A 14,980-nucleotide genomic window follows, 5' to 3' on the forward strand; every position below is an offset into this window, starting at 1 on the left:
TTCATCGGTGCGGAGCGGGTCGTCCCGGTCGATCGTAGAGCCCGGGTACGACAAGGAGGAGGACTTCGAAATCCGGGCGCGCGCCGTTCACCGGCAATTCCCCGGCTGGAACCGTCAGCTGGGCGTAGTCGGCGCGGAGGGGTGTGTGGTTACCGCCGGGCGGCGGGTCAGTCCAGCCAGCCGTGCTGATCGGCGAAGGCGGTGAGACGGTCGCGGATGGTGAGTATTTCCCCGGCGGTGAGCGCGGGGCTGGCGTCGAGCAGTAGCTCGGTGATCAGGCGCTTGTGCTCGGCGGCGGTGAGCTGGCCGGTCGACGACCTGTCCTTCTTGTGGCGGGGCGGTGCGGCCGACGCCCCGCCGACCGCGCTGAGATTGACCGCCTTCGGCCCGCGGTCGCCCTCGGTGACGTCGAATTCGAAGACCCGGCCCTGGCGCAGTTCGTCCTCGTCCAGCCCGATGTCGTTCACGTGCACGAACACATCCGGTCCACCGTCTTCCGGTCGAATGAACCCGAACCCCCGAGAGCTGTCGAACGACACCAATTTCCCGATGGACACCAACACCCGCTCCTCGCCGCCGTCGCTACCCGGCCACTCTAGCTCGCATTATCCGCTTCGTTGTTCGAAAGCGCCTTTTGCAGAGAGTTGAACACGGTGAGTCCCTGACCGACCATTCCGTTCACCAATTCGCCGACACCGTCGGGTCCGTTGAGCACGGTGAGATTGGCGTTTGCCAGACCGTTCGAGGCCTGTTTGACGATTTCCGGCAGCTGTTCGATGAGCAGCTGGTCGAGCGCGATCCGGTTGTTCGAGGCCGCGGCCTCGGCCTGGATCCTGGTGCGATCGGCTTCCGCCTCGGCCAGGATGCGCACCCGATCCGCCTCGGCCTGAGCGGGTTTCACCACCTCGGCCTGCAACTGCTGCTCGCGCAGCTGCGCCTCTTTGCGCGCCTGCTCGGCCTGCGCGGTGAGCACCTCCTGCATCGCGATGGCCTCGGCCAGCGGTCCGGCCTGCGCCGCCTCGGCGTTGGCCTTGTCGATGTCGCGCTGGTACTGGGCTTTGAGGATGGCGGTCTCGCGCTGGTATTCGGCCTGCCTGCGCAGCGATTCCTGTTCGGCCTCCGCGGCCCGCTGGGCGGCCTGCGCCTGGGCGATCTGCGCATTGCGCTGCACCGCGGCATTGTGCGGCGCGGCCAGCGCGTTGATGTAGCCGAGATTGCCGTCGTCGATGGATTGGATCTGGAAGGAATCCACCCACAGCCCGATATTGCTCATCTCGACCTTCGAGGCGACCAGCACCTCGTCGGCCAGCTTCTGGCGTTCCCTGATGATCTCCTCGACCGTCATGGAACCGACGATCGAGCGCAGGTGACCGGAAAAGATCCGTCCGGTGAGCACCGACATCTCCCGTTCCTGCTCGGAGAGGAAGCGCTGCGCTGCGTTCACGATCGACTGGGTGTCGTTGGCGACCTTGAACGCGATCACCGCGCGGACATCCAGCTGGATGGCCTGCTTGGTGACGCAGCGTTCCTTGATCTCCGCCTCGAACATGGCCAGCGACAAATAGCTGACTTTGCGGAACAGCGGAACCGCCCACGCCCCGCGGCCGATGATCACCTTGAACGGCGCGTTGTCCTTGCTCTTGGCGCCGCTGACGAGCATCGCCTCGTCCGGGTCCGGCACGTGATAGCCCAGCACGTCTGTCTCCCTTGTTGTTTCAGTGTTCCTGCTGCTCCGATATCAGCGGGATCCATGGAACGACGTCGACGATGCGTCCGGGATGCGCCTCTACGATCAGCACGGTGGCGCCCGTCCCGATCGGCTCAGCGGCCCGCGCGATATACAACTCCGTCCCCCCGCGTATCGCGACCAGCACCTCTCCCAATGTCCCGGCGCCGCGGATCGGCGTGGTGATCGTTCCCGTCAGTCCACGCACGGGATCGGTCATGCCTCGCACTCCTGCCCTCGACACCGGAACACGTCAGCCTACGTGTGCCAGACCACTTTTCGGTAGCGGCTTTCGAAACGGCGAGTGCGCCGCGAATGACGACGAACGAATGATTCGCTGGAACGACCTTGTGTCGAATACCGGCCGGTTCGACAATGGAGTATGGCCACGAGCACGCGGCGATATCGCTCCACCCTGCGCCAGGCCAAGGCGGGCGCGACCAGGGCGGCGGTGCTCGCCGCGGCCGCCGAACTGTTCGTGGCCCGCGGATGGGCGGGCACGTCGATGCGCGACATCGCCGCGCGCGCGGGCTGCGCCGTGGAGACGGTGTACAGCAGCGTCGGCAACAAGCGCGAGATCCTCAAAGCGCTGCTCGACCTGGCCGCCGTCGCGGACGACGAGCCGGTGCCCCTGCTGGAGCGGCCGGAATTCCACGCCATCGCGGCCGGTGTGGTCCGCGAACGCGCCGCCAAGCTGGCGAGCCTGCTCGAGACCGTTAACCGCAGATCGGCCGCGCTGCATCGGGTCCTGGTGCAGGCCGCGGCCGCCGACGCGGAACTGGCGGCACTCGCGGCCCGCGACCGCGCGGATCGATCGACGTCCATGCGGGCGGGGCTCGAGGCGGTGACGGGCAGGCCGCTCACCGACGCCGAGACCGACTCGCTGCACGCCGTGCTCGGGGGCGAGGTCTATCTCGCGCTCACCGAGGAGTCGGCGTGGACGCCCGCCAAATATCGAAACTGGGCGGCCGACACCGTGATTCGGCTGCTCGACCTCGCCGAGGAGTTATCCACATGACCACCTCCGCAGACCTGGAACGGCCCGCCGATACCCGCGTGCTGGGAATCGTGCACTCGGCGATGCGCCGTGACCTGCGCCGGGCCAGAAGCGCGCTGAGCGCGTGGCCTTACCCGTTCGACGAACAACGCGTCGCGATCGCCGAGCATCTGCTCTGGATCATGCGCTTCCTGCGCCACCTCCACGAATCCGAGGACGAGCACCTCTCCCCGCTGGTCCGCGACCACGACCCGGCGTCGGCGCGGCTGCTCGACCGGATGGACGCCGATCACCGCGCCATCGTGCCCGCCATGGATCGGCTGGTCGACGCGGCGGTGACCTACCGTGCCGCCGCTGAGGCTCGCGCCGATGTTCTCGCGGCGCTCGACGAGCTGGAGGCCGTGCTGCTCCCGCAGCTGGAACGTGAGGAGCGCCAGATGATGCCGGTGGTCTCGGCCGCCATCACCGAGGGCGAATGGCGGCGCTGGGCCGACGAGTACAACGTCAAACCGCTCGGCCCGATCGAGTTGTTCGACGAGGGACTGTTCATCGTGGACGGCGCCTCGCCCGACGACACCGCCGCGATCGGCGACATCGTTTCCGCCGGGCCACGTCGGCTGATGCTGCCCCTCATGATCAAGCGGTACCGCAAGGCCGCGTTCCGGCGCTGGCGCACCGCCGAATTCTCCCCGCTGCGTGTGCCTTTGGGCGGCAGGAACGAGGTGTTCTGCGCCGCGCCGCCGGATGCGGTGTGGGCGGTGCTGGCCGACGTCCCCCGCGTGGGCGAATGGAGCCACGAATGCCGCGGCGCCGACTGGCTCGGCGACAGCACCCGCGCCGAGGTCGGCGCCCGCTTCCGCGGCAGCAACAAATCGGGTCCGTGGCGCTGGCGACGCGTCTGCACCTGTACGGTCGCCGACAAGCCGCGGGAACTGGTCTGGGTCACCGACGGCGTCCTGGGCGACAACTCCGAATGGCGCTTCCGGCTGCGCGCCACTCCCGACGGGACGTGTATCGAGCAGACGTTCCGAGTGCTTTCGCTCCCGGTCTGGCTCGACAGGGTGATCTACCGCTTCGTCCCCGCCCACCGCGATCGTTCGCGCGCCCTTCGCGGCGATCTCGAGCGGCTCGCCCAGCTCGTCGAGCTCGAGTCGTCCTGACCGGTCAGACCCGCGCGTCGCCGGGGCGGAGACGAGCTGCGCCGGCCGACGCTGGTCACCGACGGCTCCAGGCCGATCGTGCTGACCGCCGACTCCATCTGGCGGTCGTCGCGCCGATCGCCGGTCAGCTCGGCGCGCACCTCGACGCGGCCCGTGTCGCCGGTGCCGGCGCTGGACACCGAGATCAGCCGAAAGTCGGTGCGGGTCAACGCCTGGACCAGCAGCGCGCGCACGTGCGCCTCGCGCGCGTCGGTGGTCACCGCCGCGAACGCGTAGCGGACGGGTTGTTCCTCGACCGCCACGGGCAGCCGGTTTGGAGCGCTGGCCTGGCAAACGACTTGTGAGCGGCATCGCGCCGGTTCGGCGCAGCATGCTGCCCGCCGGTGCGTGGCCGTACCGGCGGGCAGCCGCTGACGTGTGCGGGGGCTACGGATTCATCCGGTACGTGCCCGCGTGGCCGAGCACCTCCGCGTACACGCGCTCGGCCCTTGCGGCGTCGCCGATCGGTTTGCGCAACGAACCGAGGGCCCATTCCTGTTGCGCCTCAGTGGAAGACGCCTTGGCGAAGACTCCGAGGGCGTAGGCCGAGAAGTCGCGGACGAACAGCTCGAAGATGGCGTCGACGAGGTCGTCGGGCGTGCCGGCGAGCTTCGCCTGCTCCAGGATCAGCTGACCGTAGGGCAACAGCGTGAACAACTCGCCGACGGCCAGCTGGTAGTCCAGGTCGGCCAGCTGCGCGTCGGTCGTCGGGGCCTGCACCGGGAATTGCACGAACCGCTCCGCCTGCTCCAGGAACAGCGCGACGTTCGGCAGGTGGCGATAGTCGGCGAACGCCGACCGCCAGTCCGCGAAGCGCACCTTGCCGAGCCCGGCCGCGCCGGGCTGCCGGAACAGCGCCTCGTCGTCGCCCGCGTCGCGGCGCACCGGCACCGGCGGCAGGTCGGCGGCGTTGTAGAGGAAGCTCGGCATGAATTTCAGCGTGAGCGCCATGTTGACGTGCGCGGTGCCCTCGAGGCGCGGCATCGAGTCGATGGTGCCGCGCGCCACCGCGAAGTAGGTGTCCTTCTCGAAACCCTTGGCGGAGATGACATCCGAGAGTTCACGGAAGACGCGCTCGCCCTCGCGCGTCACCTTCATCTTGCCGATCGAGTTGAACATGACGAAACGCCGGTCCTCCGGAGACGATTCGCGCATGTAGTCGATGGCTCGCTCGTGGTAGAGCTTCATGGCGGTGATGCGAATGTAGTTGTCGGACAAAATCTGTCGCACCTGACCGAACTCGGTGACCGGGTGTCCGAACAGGATCTTGTGCGCCGCCTGATCGACGGTCTCGTAGAAGCAGTGCTGCACGATGCCGAGGGTGACCATCCCGATGTTGAACTTGCCGCAGTTCACCGCGGCCAGCGCGACGTCGAAGGCCTTGCGGCCGGTGTGCAGCACGTCGTCGGCGGTGACCGGATAATCGGCCAGATCGTAGGCGCTGACGTAGTTCTGGCCGTGGATGACGTTCTTCACCAGGGTGTAGCGGGGGTGGCCGCTGTCGGCGAGGAACCAGACGTAGGCGTCCGGGCCCTCGATGTCGGTGCGGCGCCCGATGGTCGGCACCAGTCGCGCGACGTTGCCGTTGCCGATGTAGTACTTGCTGCCGTTGGCGGTGAACCCGCCCGCGCCGTCGGGGGTGAGCAGCATGTCGGTGGAGTAGATGTCGGCGCCGTGGTCCTTTTCGGACAGGCCGAAGGCGACGATGCCGCCGCGGTCGAGTTCCTCGGCCGCGCGGACGTGCGCCTTGTCGTTGCCGCTCTGCCAGATGGTGGCGAGCCCGAGAGTCGAGACGCCCCACGCGTACCAGTACTGCGCGCCGTAGAACCCGGTGATCTCGTTGAACTTGGAGATGAAGGCGGTGTCCCAGCGCTTGTCCGGATCGCCGCCCGCGTGCGCCTTCGGGGTGGCCATGTAGGCGAGGATCCTCGACTCCTTCAGGAAGGCCATCCAGTCGTCGTACCACTCGCCGCGGTGCGCGTCGGCGGTGAGCGCTTGTTTGCCCTTGCTCTCGAAGAAGCCGACGAGCGAGGTCAGCAGCCGCTGGGTCGTCGGGTCGAACTCCGCGAAGGTGTCGGTCTTCGGGTTGAACAGGGTCATGGCGACGGCGCCTTTCATCTGATGGCAGGTGCCATCAATTTAGAAGTGATGGCATCCGCCGTCAATGCTTGTCCTGAAACCGGACCGCAAACGACAACGGCCCGCGCGCCTCGGGGAGGCGGCGGGGCCGTGGAGTTCCGGTATCAGGAGTGGTAGAGCGAGCGGTATGCCGTGAGCGTGGCGACGCAGTGTTCCACGATTTGCTCGCGGGTCGCGCGCAGCGAACCGTTCAGCCACGCGGAGAACATGCCGGCGTTGCCGCTGGCCATGCTGACCGCGGCGAGTCGGCGCCGGACGGGGTCCGCGATGTGCGCGAAGAGGTGGTCCTGGATCAGCCGGGTGAAGGCGGGCATCACGGCGATGGTGGTCTGGCCGAGGCCGGTGCTCGAGTACGGCTCGACCAGGAAAAGGCGCGACTTGCGCGGATCCTCCAGCACCTTGTCGACGAGGACCTCCGAGAGCGCCCGGTCCCTCGACCGATCGTCGGACGCGGCGAACGCGGTCATCGGTTCCAGGAACTCCTCGGCGACCTGCCGGTAGAGCACGTCGAGCAGTTCGTCGCGGCTGCTGAAACTCTCGTAGAAGTACCGGTCGGTGAGGTTGGCGCGGCGGCACACCGCACGCATCGTGACGCCCGCGGCCCCCGCCTCGCCGATCAGATCCAGGGCGGCCTCCAGCAGCGCGGAGCGCCGCGCCTCCCGGCGTTCGGTGAGCGTCGTCCCGCCCCAGATGCGGGGACCGGCGTCCTCTGATTCCTGGCCTGTCTGCACCGATTCACAGTAATGCCTGCCGGGCATCGGCCGTTCAGGCCCCGCTTTCCAGCGCCATCCCGGCGTCGCGCCAGGACACGATGCCGCCGTCCAGACTCGCCGCGTCGAATCCGGCGTGCCGTGCGAGCGCGGCGAAGCGCAGCGAGATCTCACCGACCGGGCACACGAACACCACCGGTCGCGAACGCGGGAACGGGACGCCGTGGGTGAGCATGTCGTCGAGCTGATCGTCGCGGATGTTCACCGCGCCGGGCACGTGGCCGATCCGATAGGCCATCGCGCCGCGGGTGTCGACGACGGTGGGCCGTCCGGTGCGGTCCAGCTCGGCGAGCTCGGCGGGCGTCATCCGTGGCGTAGCGGCGAGTTCGGCGGCGGTCGGCTCCCTTCGGCGATCCGGCCTGCCGAACAACTCGGGCCTGCGCTTCTTCAGGTACGAGAGATAGGGTTCGAGCCGGTCGCAGACGATGATCACCGCGACCACGGGATCGCTCGCATAGCGTTCCGAAAGATCCAGCGCGCCAAGCGTTTCCAGCGCGGCGGCGTAGGCCGCGCCGCTGGTCGGCCCCGCCAGCACCCCGTATCCGGTGGCCAGTCGCAGCGTCGCGTCGACGGCGTCGCCCGAAGCGACGCTGACGATGCGGTCGTAGAAATCGGGCTGGAACAGACCCACGTCCCACATCTCCGTCTCCGAGCGGATGCCGGGGATGAAATCCGAGCGCTCGGAAACCACCGCGACCGTGCGCAATTCGGGATTGTGCTTGCGCAGATAGGTCGCGGCGCCGCGGGTGGACCCGGTGGTGCCGAGCCCGCCGACGAGATAGTCCACCCGGTCGACACCCTCGGCCGCCAGGTCCTCGTGGATCTCCCGCCCGGTCCCGAGGCAGTGGGCCTCGACGTTCTTCTCGTTGGTGTACTGCGAGGGATGGTGATAGACGCCGGGCTCTTTCGCCATTGTCGACTCGATCACTGAATACACGTCGTTCGGCGTGGTCGGGTCGGGACACTCGGAAAGCCCGGGAAGCTCGACGATGTCGGTGCCGAGCAGCCGCAGCAGATCGCGGACCTCGGCCACCTTGATCCGGTTGGTCACCGCGCGCAGCCCGACGCCCGAAAGCGCTCCGAGCACGCGCAGCGCCTTGGCGGTGTTGCCGCTGGACGCCTCGATCAGTGTCTGTCCCGCGGCGGTGACGTCGTCGAGCTCGTCGCGGATCATGCTCCAGGCGACGCGGTCCTTGACCGAGCCGAAGGGGTTGTGCGATTCCAGTTTCGCGTACAGCTCGACGCGCTCGAGCCCGTGCACCGCGGGGTCGAGGCGAAGCAGCGGCGTGTTGCCGATCAGTTCGGTGATGTGGCCGTAGAGCATCAGCGCGCCTCCGTTTCGCTCGGCACCGGCATCCGGGGCGGAGCCCACGGGGTGGGCGGCGGACCCACCGGGACAGGGGGCTCGTAGTCGACGTCGTGGCACACCTGGAAACTGCCCGCACGGTGGGCCACGGCCAGTTTCGGGGGCGGCGGCTGCATCGAGGCCGAGGCGGCCGACAGGTCCATGTGGTAGGCGGCGGTGTTGGGAAACACGACCAGATCACCGGACCTGGGACGCCGCGGCAGCCAGACCTTGTGATTGGTGACGAGGTCGCGCTCGAGGCACAGTCGTCCGGCGAAATACACTCCGACCGGATCGGTTTCGCGCACCGGCGGCAGTGCGTGGGCCGTGTCGGCGGCCGAGCGCAACGGGGTGATCGCACCGTCGTCGTAGCGCTCGCCCGTACCCGTGTCGTGCGCCGCGCGCGGCAGGACGATCGGATCGACCATCACCTCTTGGTCGGCGGGGGTCACCGCGTCGCGGCTCAGGTCGACGTGCACCAGCACGGTCCCGTCGCCGAGCTCCTTGACGAATTCGACCCGCGCCACCGTCACGCCGGCATGGTCGACGAGGGCCTTGCCCGGCTCGAGCCAGAGCTCGAGCAGGTTGTCCGCGGCGACCTGGGCGACCGTGCGCCCACCCTGCCCTTCCAGGGGTGCGCCGAGCAGCTCGGCGAGCATCCGGGTGGCCGGGATCGTGTTGGAGTACTTGTGGAACACCGGCGTGCCGTGCACCGCCGCGCCGTCGACGTGATAGCCGAAGGTGTTGTCTCCCCAGCTCATCGGCGCGCCACGGCCGCCCAGCGCCGCCCGCAACGCGCGAACGTAGCCGTCGAACCGGTCGGCGTCGGCGGTGAAGACCTGGCGCAGGCCGCCGCCGAGGTCGAGCACGCGGGGCGAAAGCCCGTGCGAGTACGCCCGTTCGACCAAGGTCAGGCAGGTCTCGATCGCGCGGACCCGTTCGGCGTTCTCGCCGGAATCGATGTGAAAGGCGAAGCCCAGAAACGAGATCCGGCCGCGATGGGCGCTGAGCAGATCCAACGCGTGATCGGCGTGCTCGAACGGAACCCCGAAACGGCTCAGCGGCGATCCGGGAAAGCCGGAGACGCGCAGCAGCACCGGCACGGCGGCGCGGTCACCGGCCAGCTCGGTGATCCGGCGTAGTTCCCAGAGGTTGTCCACGTTGATCGTCGCGCCGCACTCGATCAGCCTGCGCAGGAACGCCTCGCCCTTCGGGCCGGTCGCCTCGATCCGCATCGGCCCGAACCCGGCCCCGATGGCGCTGGCCAGCTCCTGCGGCGAGGCCACGTCGATCGCGATGCCTGCCCGTTCCGCGGTGCGCACGAAGGAGCGCGACTGGTTGGCCTTGTGCGCGTAGCAGATTCGGTACCCCGTCAGCTCTCGATCGAGGACCGCGCGCAGCTGTTCCAGGTTCTCGGCGAAGACCTGCGGGAAGACCAGATGCACCGGCGAGCCGAACCGGATCAGGGTCTCGTCGAGGGCGTCGCGTGTGTCGAGGAAGGCGCGAACCAGCGGATGGATCTTCGCGGGTAGCGCCGGTAGCGGCGCCGTCATACCGCGGATTCCGAGCGCTGGACGGCGATTTCGGCGTCGTCGGCCGGATCGGGCCGCTGGGCGACGGGGTTGTAGCCGCCGTCGCGGATCGCCTCGAACGCGCGCGCCCGGTTGCGCGGGCTGCGGAACTCGGCGATCACCCGCTTGGTGAGCAGGTCCACCTCGGCGACCGCGAGTCCCATCGACTCCAGGATGCCGGTGATGGTGCGGACACAGTGCTTGCAGTTCATGTCCGGGACGTAGAAGGTCCGGTCCTCCGCGGTCGCGGGATCGTCGGTGGTCCGCTCGTTCGGCGTCGCGGCGGTCTCGACGGGGCGGCAACCCGCCACGATCTCGGTGAACACCTCGATGAACTTGTCGACCACCACGGACAGCAAGCTGTAGTGCGCGCCGTCGAGCTGATGCGGCATCGCGGCGAGGCAGGAAGGCCGGGTGCCCGGCGGCAGGAGCGCGTACTGACGCGAGATGAGGTCGAGATCCTCGTGGTACTTGGCGATGGCATCGGCGACGCTCAGGCCCTCGACCGTGGTGGCACGGCGCATTACCGTGTGCGCCTCGGCGATGGTGGCGTCTTTCATGGCGCGCAGCGTGGCCACCGATTCGGCGGTGTAGCGGACGGTGCCGTCGGGCTGGGTGACCAGGGTCGCCGCGATCATGCCGCGCCGGTAGGTCGAGGCCTGCAACTCCCAGAACCAGCGCGTCGCGATCGCCGCGAAGAGCCCGGAATCCTGCATGCCCCTCGCGAATTCGACCGCGTCGCGGTAGGGCGTCTGGCGCGCGAGCAAGGCGTGCTGTGCCAGTGCCCGGCCGGTCGCCTCGATGCCGACGCGGAAGATCTCGAGCGGGTCGTGGTCGGTGGTGGTGCCCGCCAGCACGGCGCGGTCGCGGGGGCCGAGTTGCCCGGCGCGCTGCGCCAGCGCGGTGTCGGCGCGCAACGCGTGCCACAGCGCCAGAACGGTCTCGCGCACCGCGATCGGCACCAGGGGACCGAGACCGTCGGAGCGGAAGTGCCCGGTGTTGGGGACCCCGTCGCTGTCGGTCCACGCCATGCGGTGGGTCGCGCTGGTCACCTGCTGCGGGCGACACGGCCGCATGAAACGCTCCAGGTACAGCCGCTGCGAATAGGTCAGATGGCCGTTCTCCTCGGGAACCAAAGCGGCGCGGGTGAAATCGATCCGCCGAGGCTCGGGCGGCACCGCCACGTCGCCGAACAGGCCCGGCTGGGCGAGTCCGGCGATGACACGGGACGCCGCCCTCCGGTCGTAGCGCGGGGCGTCGGTGTTCACGTGACCTCCTCGGCAATCGTCGTGACGCAGGCGGTGAACCGGTCGATCTCGTCGAGGGTGTTGTAGACGTGTGTGCTGACCCGCACCGAGTCCAGGTCGTCGGTGCCGGGGCCGGCCGCGGGAGTGCAGTGCAGGCCGGTGCGCACCAGGAAACCTAGTCGGCCGAGTACGAAACCCATGTCGGCCGAGGTGATTCCGGCGATACGGAACGAGACGATGCCATAGCCGACAGCGCACGGCGCGTAGGCGGGGCCGGGAAGGAACTCGACGCCGGGCACCGCGCGCAGCCCGTCGACGAGCCTCGAGGTGAGCTCGCGGTTGTGCGCGGCGATGGCCGCCATGCCGAAGGATTCGAGCACGTCGAGCGCGCTGCCGAGCGCCAGGATGCCGGGAAGGTTGTGGGTGCCGCCTTCGAGGAGCTCCGGCATGGCGGCGCCGGCCAGCCCCGATTCGGTGAGCCGCACCCCCGAATTGCCGCCCGGCAGGAAGGGCAGCAGCCGATCGTGAATCCGTCTGCGGCAGTAGAGTATTCCGGTGCCGGGCGCGCCGAGCATCTTGTGCGCGGCGAAGACAGCGAAATCGGCGCCGAGCTCGGTCACGTCGACCGGGAGGTGGCCGCCGCTCTGACTGCAATCGAAGCACAGCAGCACCGACGGATCGATGCGCCCGCGCAGCTCCTCCAGCGTGGTGACCGCACCGAAGACGTGGTGCAGATGGCTGGTGACGATCAGCCGGGTGCGCGGCGTGAGCTTCGCGAGAATGTCTGCGGTGTCGGCTTCACCGAGTTCGGTTGTCCGATAAGGGATCAGTTCGATGCGGCGCCCGAATCGGGCGAGCAGCCCGCGCAGATGGTGCCACGGGTGCACGGCCGATGCGTGATCGCGCGGGTTGTAGAGGATCTCGTCGCCGTCGGCGAGCTCGGCCAGCCCCCAGGACAGTGCGACCGCGTTGAGCGCCGCGGTCGCGCCGCCGGTGAAGACCACCTCGTCGGGATGTTCGGCGCCGAGGAACGCGGCGGTGCGGACGCGCACCTCCGAGATCCGCGCGGTCAGTTCGGTCGCCCACGGATAGGTGCCGCGACCGGCGTTGGCGGTACGGGAGGAGTGGTAGCGGTGGATGGTCTCGACGACGGGCAGCGGCTTCTGGGTGGTGGCCGCGCTGTCCAGGTAGACCTCGTTCGTTTCGGCCAGCGCGGGGAACAGTGCGCGTACCTTGTCGGAGAGGAGCGGCGTCGAAACTGATGCCCTGGACACCATTCAACGATACGCACATTTCGAACCGTGATCGAAGGTTTCAGGTGGACAACGTGATTCACGCGCTAGCCTGGAGCGTATGCCGTTGAGCCAAGACGAGCGTCAACAGTTTCTCGCGCAGCCGCACATCGCGGCGTTGGCCGTGGCGGCGGGCCAGGATCGCGGCCCGCTGAACGTGCCGATCTGGTACCAGTACTCTCCCGGCGCCGAAGTATGGGTGCTGACCGGCCCTGAGTCCGAGAAGATGCGGCACATCCGGCAGACCGGCCGCTTCAGCCTGATGGTGCAGCGGCTGGAGCCGACGGTGCGCTACGTCAGCGTGGAAGGGCCGGTCACCCGCATCACGCCGATGACCGACGAGCTGCACCGTGAAATGGTCGCCCGCTACCTGCCGCCGGACAAGGTCGACGCCTACCTGCGGGCCGCCGAGGCGTACGGCGAGCAAGTCGCCGTGTACATGCGACCCGAGCACTGGTTGTCCGCCGACCTCGGCGACCTATCGGCGCTATAACGCCCGCGGCTCGATACCGCGGAGCTCAGTACCGGCCCTGGAGATAGTCGACCAGGTGCTGGCGTTCGGTCGCGAGCTCCGAGATCGCGCTCTTGACCACGTCGCCGATGCTGACGATGCCGACGAGCACGCCGTCCCGCACCACCGGCAAGTGCCGGATCCGGTGGTCGGTCATGGTTCGGCGCAAGCTGTCGACGTGGTCGTCGGGGACACAGGTGCGGACTTCGACGGTCATGATGTCCGCTACGGGTGTGTCCAGCAGGTCGGCGCCGAGCTCGTGCAGGCGGCGCACCACATCGCGCTCGGAAACGATGCCCGCGATCCGTATCCCGTCGGGGGAGACCACCACCGCGCCGATATTGTGCTCGGCCAGCGTGGCCAGCAGACTGCGCACCGTCGTGTCGGGCGGCACCGTGGCGACTTCGCTACCTTTCCTGCGCAAGATCTCCGCGATTCGCATACTTTTCACCATCCAGACTCACGGGGTTCCAGGATCGCAAGTTCGGGACCGTGTGACCAGCACGAATCCGCATCGTTGCGCGGTCGTGTCGCGACAGGCGTACCGCGGCCTTCGCGTCCGGCCGTGCGCGTGCGTCGCAGCGACTACAGGCGCCGCGCGACGCTGCGGTCGAGATCCCTGGCCAGCAGGGCGATGGCCGCCTGCGAGATGCCCGCCGAGGTGGCCAGGTCGATGGAGGTCAGCTGCGCGATGCGGCGCAGCCGGTAGTCGACGGTGTTCGGGTGCACATACAGCTGGCGCGCGGTGAGCTGCCGGTTCATGTCGTTGCCCAGGTAGGCGCGCATGGTGTCGAAGAGTTCGGAGTGGGCGTCGAGCGGGTCGAGGATGGTGGCGAGCCTGCGGGCGGCGGGTCCGCCGCGGGTGAGCTGGTATTCCACCGCCAGATCGGACATCTGGTAGAGCCCGGCGGGGCGGCCGCCCACCCGGACCAGATTCAGCAGCTCGTGGGCCTGCTCGGCGGAATCGGGGATCTGATCGGTGTCCCCGACGATGACCGTGGCGGTGAGCGCGACCTCGGCCCCGGCGGAGAGAGCGTCGAGAGTTTCGGGGGTGAGCTCGGGGATGTCCTCGCCGACGGGAATGAGCAGTGTGCCGCCCTTGGTGGACAGCAGGGCCAGCGCCCGCGAGCGGAAGACGGTGGCGAGCTCGGACTGTAGTCGGCGTAGTTTGCGGCGCGCGGCCACCTGCGCGTCGATCCGCGGATCGCGCTCGTCCGGGTGCTCCGGTACGGAGAGCGCCACCACCTGGTACGACTCCGCGATCGGGATGCCCGCCTGCCTGGCCAGCGCGGAACTGCCGCGCCCGCTGAGCAGCGCGGACGCCAGGGTCTGCGCGGCGGTCTGGTGCTCGCGGGCGACCAGGTGCTGCTCGTCGACGTACGCGTCGGAGACCGCGGCCGTGATGGCCTCGAGCAGTTCCAGCACCAGGTCGGTCGCGACGATCACCTCGTCCACGTCGTCGGCCTTGGCGCCCTCGGTGACCATCCCGAACGCGATGCGCAGTCCTTCGTGGTAGGCGCGCAGGATGGTGCCGAGCGGCACCGCTTCGCGCGCCCACTGGGCGGCGGCTTCCCTGACCTCGCCGAGCTGGTCGTCGTCGGGCACGGTCCTGCGGTCGAGCATCTCGGCGGCCAGCGCGAGACAGAACCGGGTCACCTTGGTGACGTCGCCGCGCATCTGCTCACCGGGCAGCGTGCGGCACGGAGCGACGCAGGTGGCGAAGTAGGCGACCATCCGCGACGCGACGCCGTCGGTGTTCTGCAGCGGTACCGACGCCGGCTGACCGCCGATTTCGAGCGCCGTGGCGGACGGGTCGGCGGACAGGTCCAGCGCGGTGAAGGTCATCTGTGCTCCAGTGCCACGTCGGACGTAATGGAACGGCGCCCGAATCGTTGCATCACTATACGAAACGGTTATGGGCTGGGCGAGTGTTCTCCGAGATCGATTACACCGCAGCCCTGTTGTGCGCGGCTCCAAATACCGGGCGGGTGAAAGGCGTCCGGCGACCCGAGCGCGGCACGGAGTGCCACCGCGCGTGAAGTGTCCGGGACGGTCACAGCGGGGCCGCGCATTCCGAGCTTCTCGGCGAGGGTTGCCCGGTCGCGCCGGCCGCCGATGCCGGTCACCGATCGACGCGGCGGTAGTCGACCTCGCCTTCGAGCGCTCGCCCGCGCTCACGCTCG

General features: G+C 68.8%; 15 protein-coding genes. 3 read left to right on the forward strand and 12 right to left on the reverse strand.

Annotated elements, in window-relative coordinates; genetic code table 11:
* Positions 1 to 167: 167 nt before the first annotated feature.
* From NX1_RS25435 to NX1_RS25445, 3 genes are read right to left on the reverse strand one after another with little or no spacing between them, the layout of a single operon-like run.
* On the reverse strand, positions 168 to 557 hold the full coding sequence (locus tag NX1_RS25435) for a cold-shock protein (protein ID WP_373864913.1): 390 nt from the start codon (positions 555 to 557) through the stop codon (positions 168 to 170).
* 38 nt (positions 558 to 595) lie between these two features.
* A complete protein-coding gene (locus NX1_RS25440; protein WP_068064168.1) occupies positions 596 to 1,696 on the reverse strand; it encodes an SPFH domain-containing protein in 1,101 nt (366 codons plus the stop codon).
* Between the two features lie 19 nt (positions 1,697 to 1,715).
* Positions 1,716 to 1,946, reverse strand: a complete 231-nt coding sequence (locus tag NX1_RS25445; RefSeq protein WP_068064169.1) for an NfeD C-terminal domain-containing protein — start codon at positions 1,944 to 1,946, stop codon at positions 1,716 to 1,718.
* Between the two features lie 162 nt (positions 1,947 to 2,108).
* Here NX1_RS25445 and NX1_RS25450 point away from each other — a divergent pair, with 162 nt between their 5' ends.
* Positions 2,109 to 2,744 (forward strand): TetR/AcrR family transcriptional regulator, encoded by a 636-nt coding sequence (locus NX1_RS25450; RefSeq protein ID WP_084501752.1) that lies wholly within the window; start codon positions 2,109 to 2,111, stop codon positions 2,742 to 2,744.
* On the forward strand, positions 2,741 to 3,883 hold the full coding sequence (locus tag NX1_RS25455) for a hemerythrin domain-containing protein (RefSeq protein WP_068064171.1): 1,143 nt from the start codon (positions 2,741 to 2,743) through the stop codon (positions 3,881 to 3,883). Before NX1_RS25450 ends, NX1_RS25455 begins: the two co-directional genes overlap by 4 nt.
* Here the strand turns inward: NX1_RS25455 and NX1_RS38740 are convergent.
* The 7 genes from NX1_RS38740 to NX1_RS25490 form a co-directional block, all read right to left on the reverse strand.
* On the reverse strand, positions 3,790 to 4,185 hold the full coding sequence (locus NX1_RS38740) for a hypothetical protein (RefSeq protein WP_373864914.1): 396 nt from the start codon (positions 4,183 to 4,185) through the stop codon (positions 3,790 to 3,792). The two genes, NX1_RS25455 and NX1_RS38740, sit on opposite strands and share 94 nt — an antisense overlap.
* 124 nt (positions 4,186 to 4,309) lie before the next feature.
* Positions 4,310 to 6,022 (reverse strand): acyl-CoA dehydrogenase family protein, encoded by a 1,713-nt coding sequence (locus tag NX1_RS25465; RefSeq protein WP_068064238.1) that lies wholly within the window; start codon positions 6,020 to 6,022, stop codon positions 4,310 to 4,312.
* Positions 6,023 to 6,165: 143 nt separating this feature from the next.
* Entirely contained in the window at positions 6,166 to 6,792 is a 627-nt protein-coding gene (locus tag NX1_RS25470; protein WP_068064175.1) for a TetR/AcrR family transcriptional regulator, read from the reverse strand.
* Positions 6,793 to 6,826: 34 nt separating this feature from the next.
* Positions 6,827 to 8,155, reverse strand: a complete 1,329-nt coding sequence (locus tag NX1_RS25475; protein WP_068064240.1) for a pyridoxal-phosphate dependent enzyme — start codon at positions 8,153 to 8,155, stop codon at positions 6,827 to 6,829.
* Entirely contained in the window at positions 8,155 to 9,729 is a 1,575-nt protein-coding gene (locus NX1_RS25480; RefSeq protein WP_068064177.1) for a type III PLP-dependent enzyme domain-containing protein, read from the reverse strand. Before NX1_RS25480 ends, NX1_RS25475 begins: the two co-directional genes overlap by 1 nt.
* Entirely contained in the window at positions 9,726 to 11,015 is a 1,290-nt protein-coding gene (locus tag NX1_RS25485) for a heavy-metal-associated domain-containing protein (RefSeq protein WP_068064179.1), read from the reverse strand. The genes NX1_RS25480 and NX1_RS25485 overlap by 4 nt, the downstream gene beginning before the upstream one ends.
* Positions 11,012 to 12,268, reverse strand: a complete 1,257-nt coding sequence (locus NX1_RS25490) for an aminotransferase class V-fold PLP-dependent enzyme (RefSeq protein WP_245668678.1) — start codon at positions 12,266 to 12,268, stop codon at positions 11,012 to 11,014. The genes NX1_RS25485 and NX1_RS25490 overlap by 4 nt, the downstream gene beginning before the upstream one ends.
* A 79-nt stretch (positions 12,269 to 12,347) precedes the next feature.
* Here NX1_RS25490 and NX1_RS25495 point away from each other — a divergent pair, with 79 nt between their 5' ends.
* Positions 12,348 to 12,779, forward strand: a complete 432-nt coding sequence (locus NX1_RS25495) for a pyridoxamine 5'-phosphate oxidase family protein (protein WP_068064183.1) — start codon at positions 12,348 to 12,350, stop codon at positions 12,777 to 12,779.
* A gap of 25 nt (positions 12,780 to 12,804) precedes the next feature.
* Here NX1_RS25495 and NX1_RS25500 read toward each other — a convergent pair whose 3' ends face one another.
* Positions 12,805 to 13,239, reverse strand: coding sequence for a CBS domain-containing protein (locus NX1_RS25500; protein ID WP_068064185.1), 435 nt, complete (start codon positions 13,237 to 13,239; stop codon positions 12,805 to 12,807).
* 143 nt (positions 13,240 to 13,382) lie between these two features.
* Positions 13,383 to 14,642 (reverse strand): PucR family transcriptional regulator, encoded by a 1,260-nt coding sequence (locus NX1_RS25505; RefSeq protein ID WP_084501753.1) that lies wholly within the window; start codon positions 14,640 to 14,642, stop codon positions 13,383 to 13,385.
* Positions 14,643 to 14,980 lie beyond the last annotated feature (338 nt).

The organism is Nocardia xishanensis NBRC 101358 (assembly GCF_001613365.1).
Classification (GTDB): domain Bacteria; phylum Actinomycetota; class Actinomycetes; order Mycobacteriales; family Mycobacteriaceae; genus Nocardia; species Nocardia xishanensis.

Excerpts from the sequence above, each read along its gene's own strand:
- NX1_RS25495 (WP_068064183.1), top strand. The coding sequence starts at position 12,348 with ATGCCGTTGAGCCAAGACGAGCGTCAACAGTTTCTCGCGCAGCCGCAC.
- NX1_RS25455 (WP_068064171.1), top strand. The coding sequence starts at position 2,741 with ATGACCACCTCCGCAGACCTGGAACGGCCCGCCGATACCCGCGTGCTG.
- NX1_RS25480 (WP_068064177.1), bottom strand. The coding sequence starts at position 9,729 with ATGACGGCGCCGCTACCGGCGCTACCCGCGAAGATCCATCCGCTGGTT.
- NX1_RS25450 (WP_084501752.1), top strand. The coding sequence starts at position 2,109 with ATGGCCACGAGCACGCGGCGATATCGCTCCACCCTGCGCCAGGCCAAG.
- NX1_RS25505 (WP_084501753.1), bottom strand. The coding sequence starts at position 14,642 with ATGACCTTCACCGCGCTGGACCTGTCCGCCGACCCGTCCGCCACGGCG.
- NX1_RS25465 (WP_068064238.1), bottom strand. The coding sequence starts at position 6,022 with ATGACCCTGTTCAACCCGAAGACCGACACCTTCGCGGAGTTCGACCCG.
- NX1_RS25500 (WP_068064185.1), bottom strand. The coding sequence starts at position 13,239 with ATGCGAATCGCGGAGATCTTGCGCAGGAAAGGTAGCGAAGTCGCCACG.
- NX1_RS25445 (WP_068064169.1), bottom strand. The coding sequence starts at position 1,946 with ATGACCGATCCCGTGCGTGGACTGACGGGAACGATCACCACGCCGATC.
- NX1_RS25475 (WP_068064240.1), bottom strand. The coding sequence starts at position 8,155 with ATGCTCTACGGCCACATCACCGAACTGATCGGCAACACGCCGCTGCTT.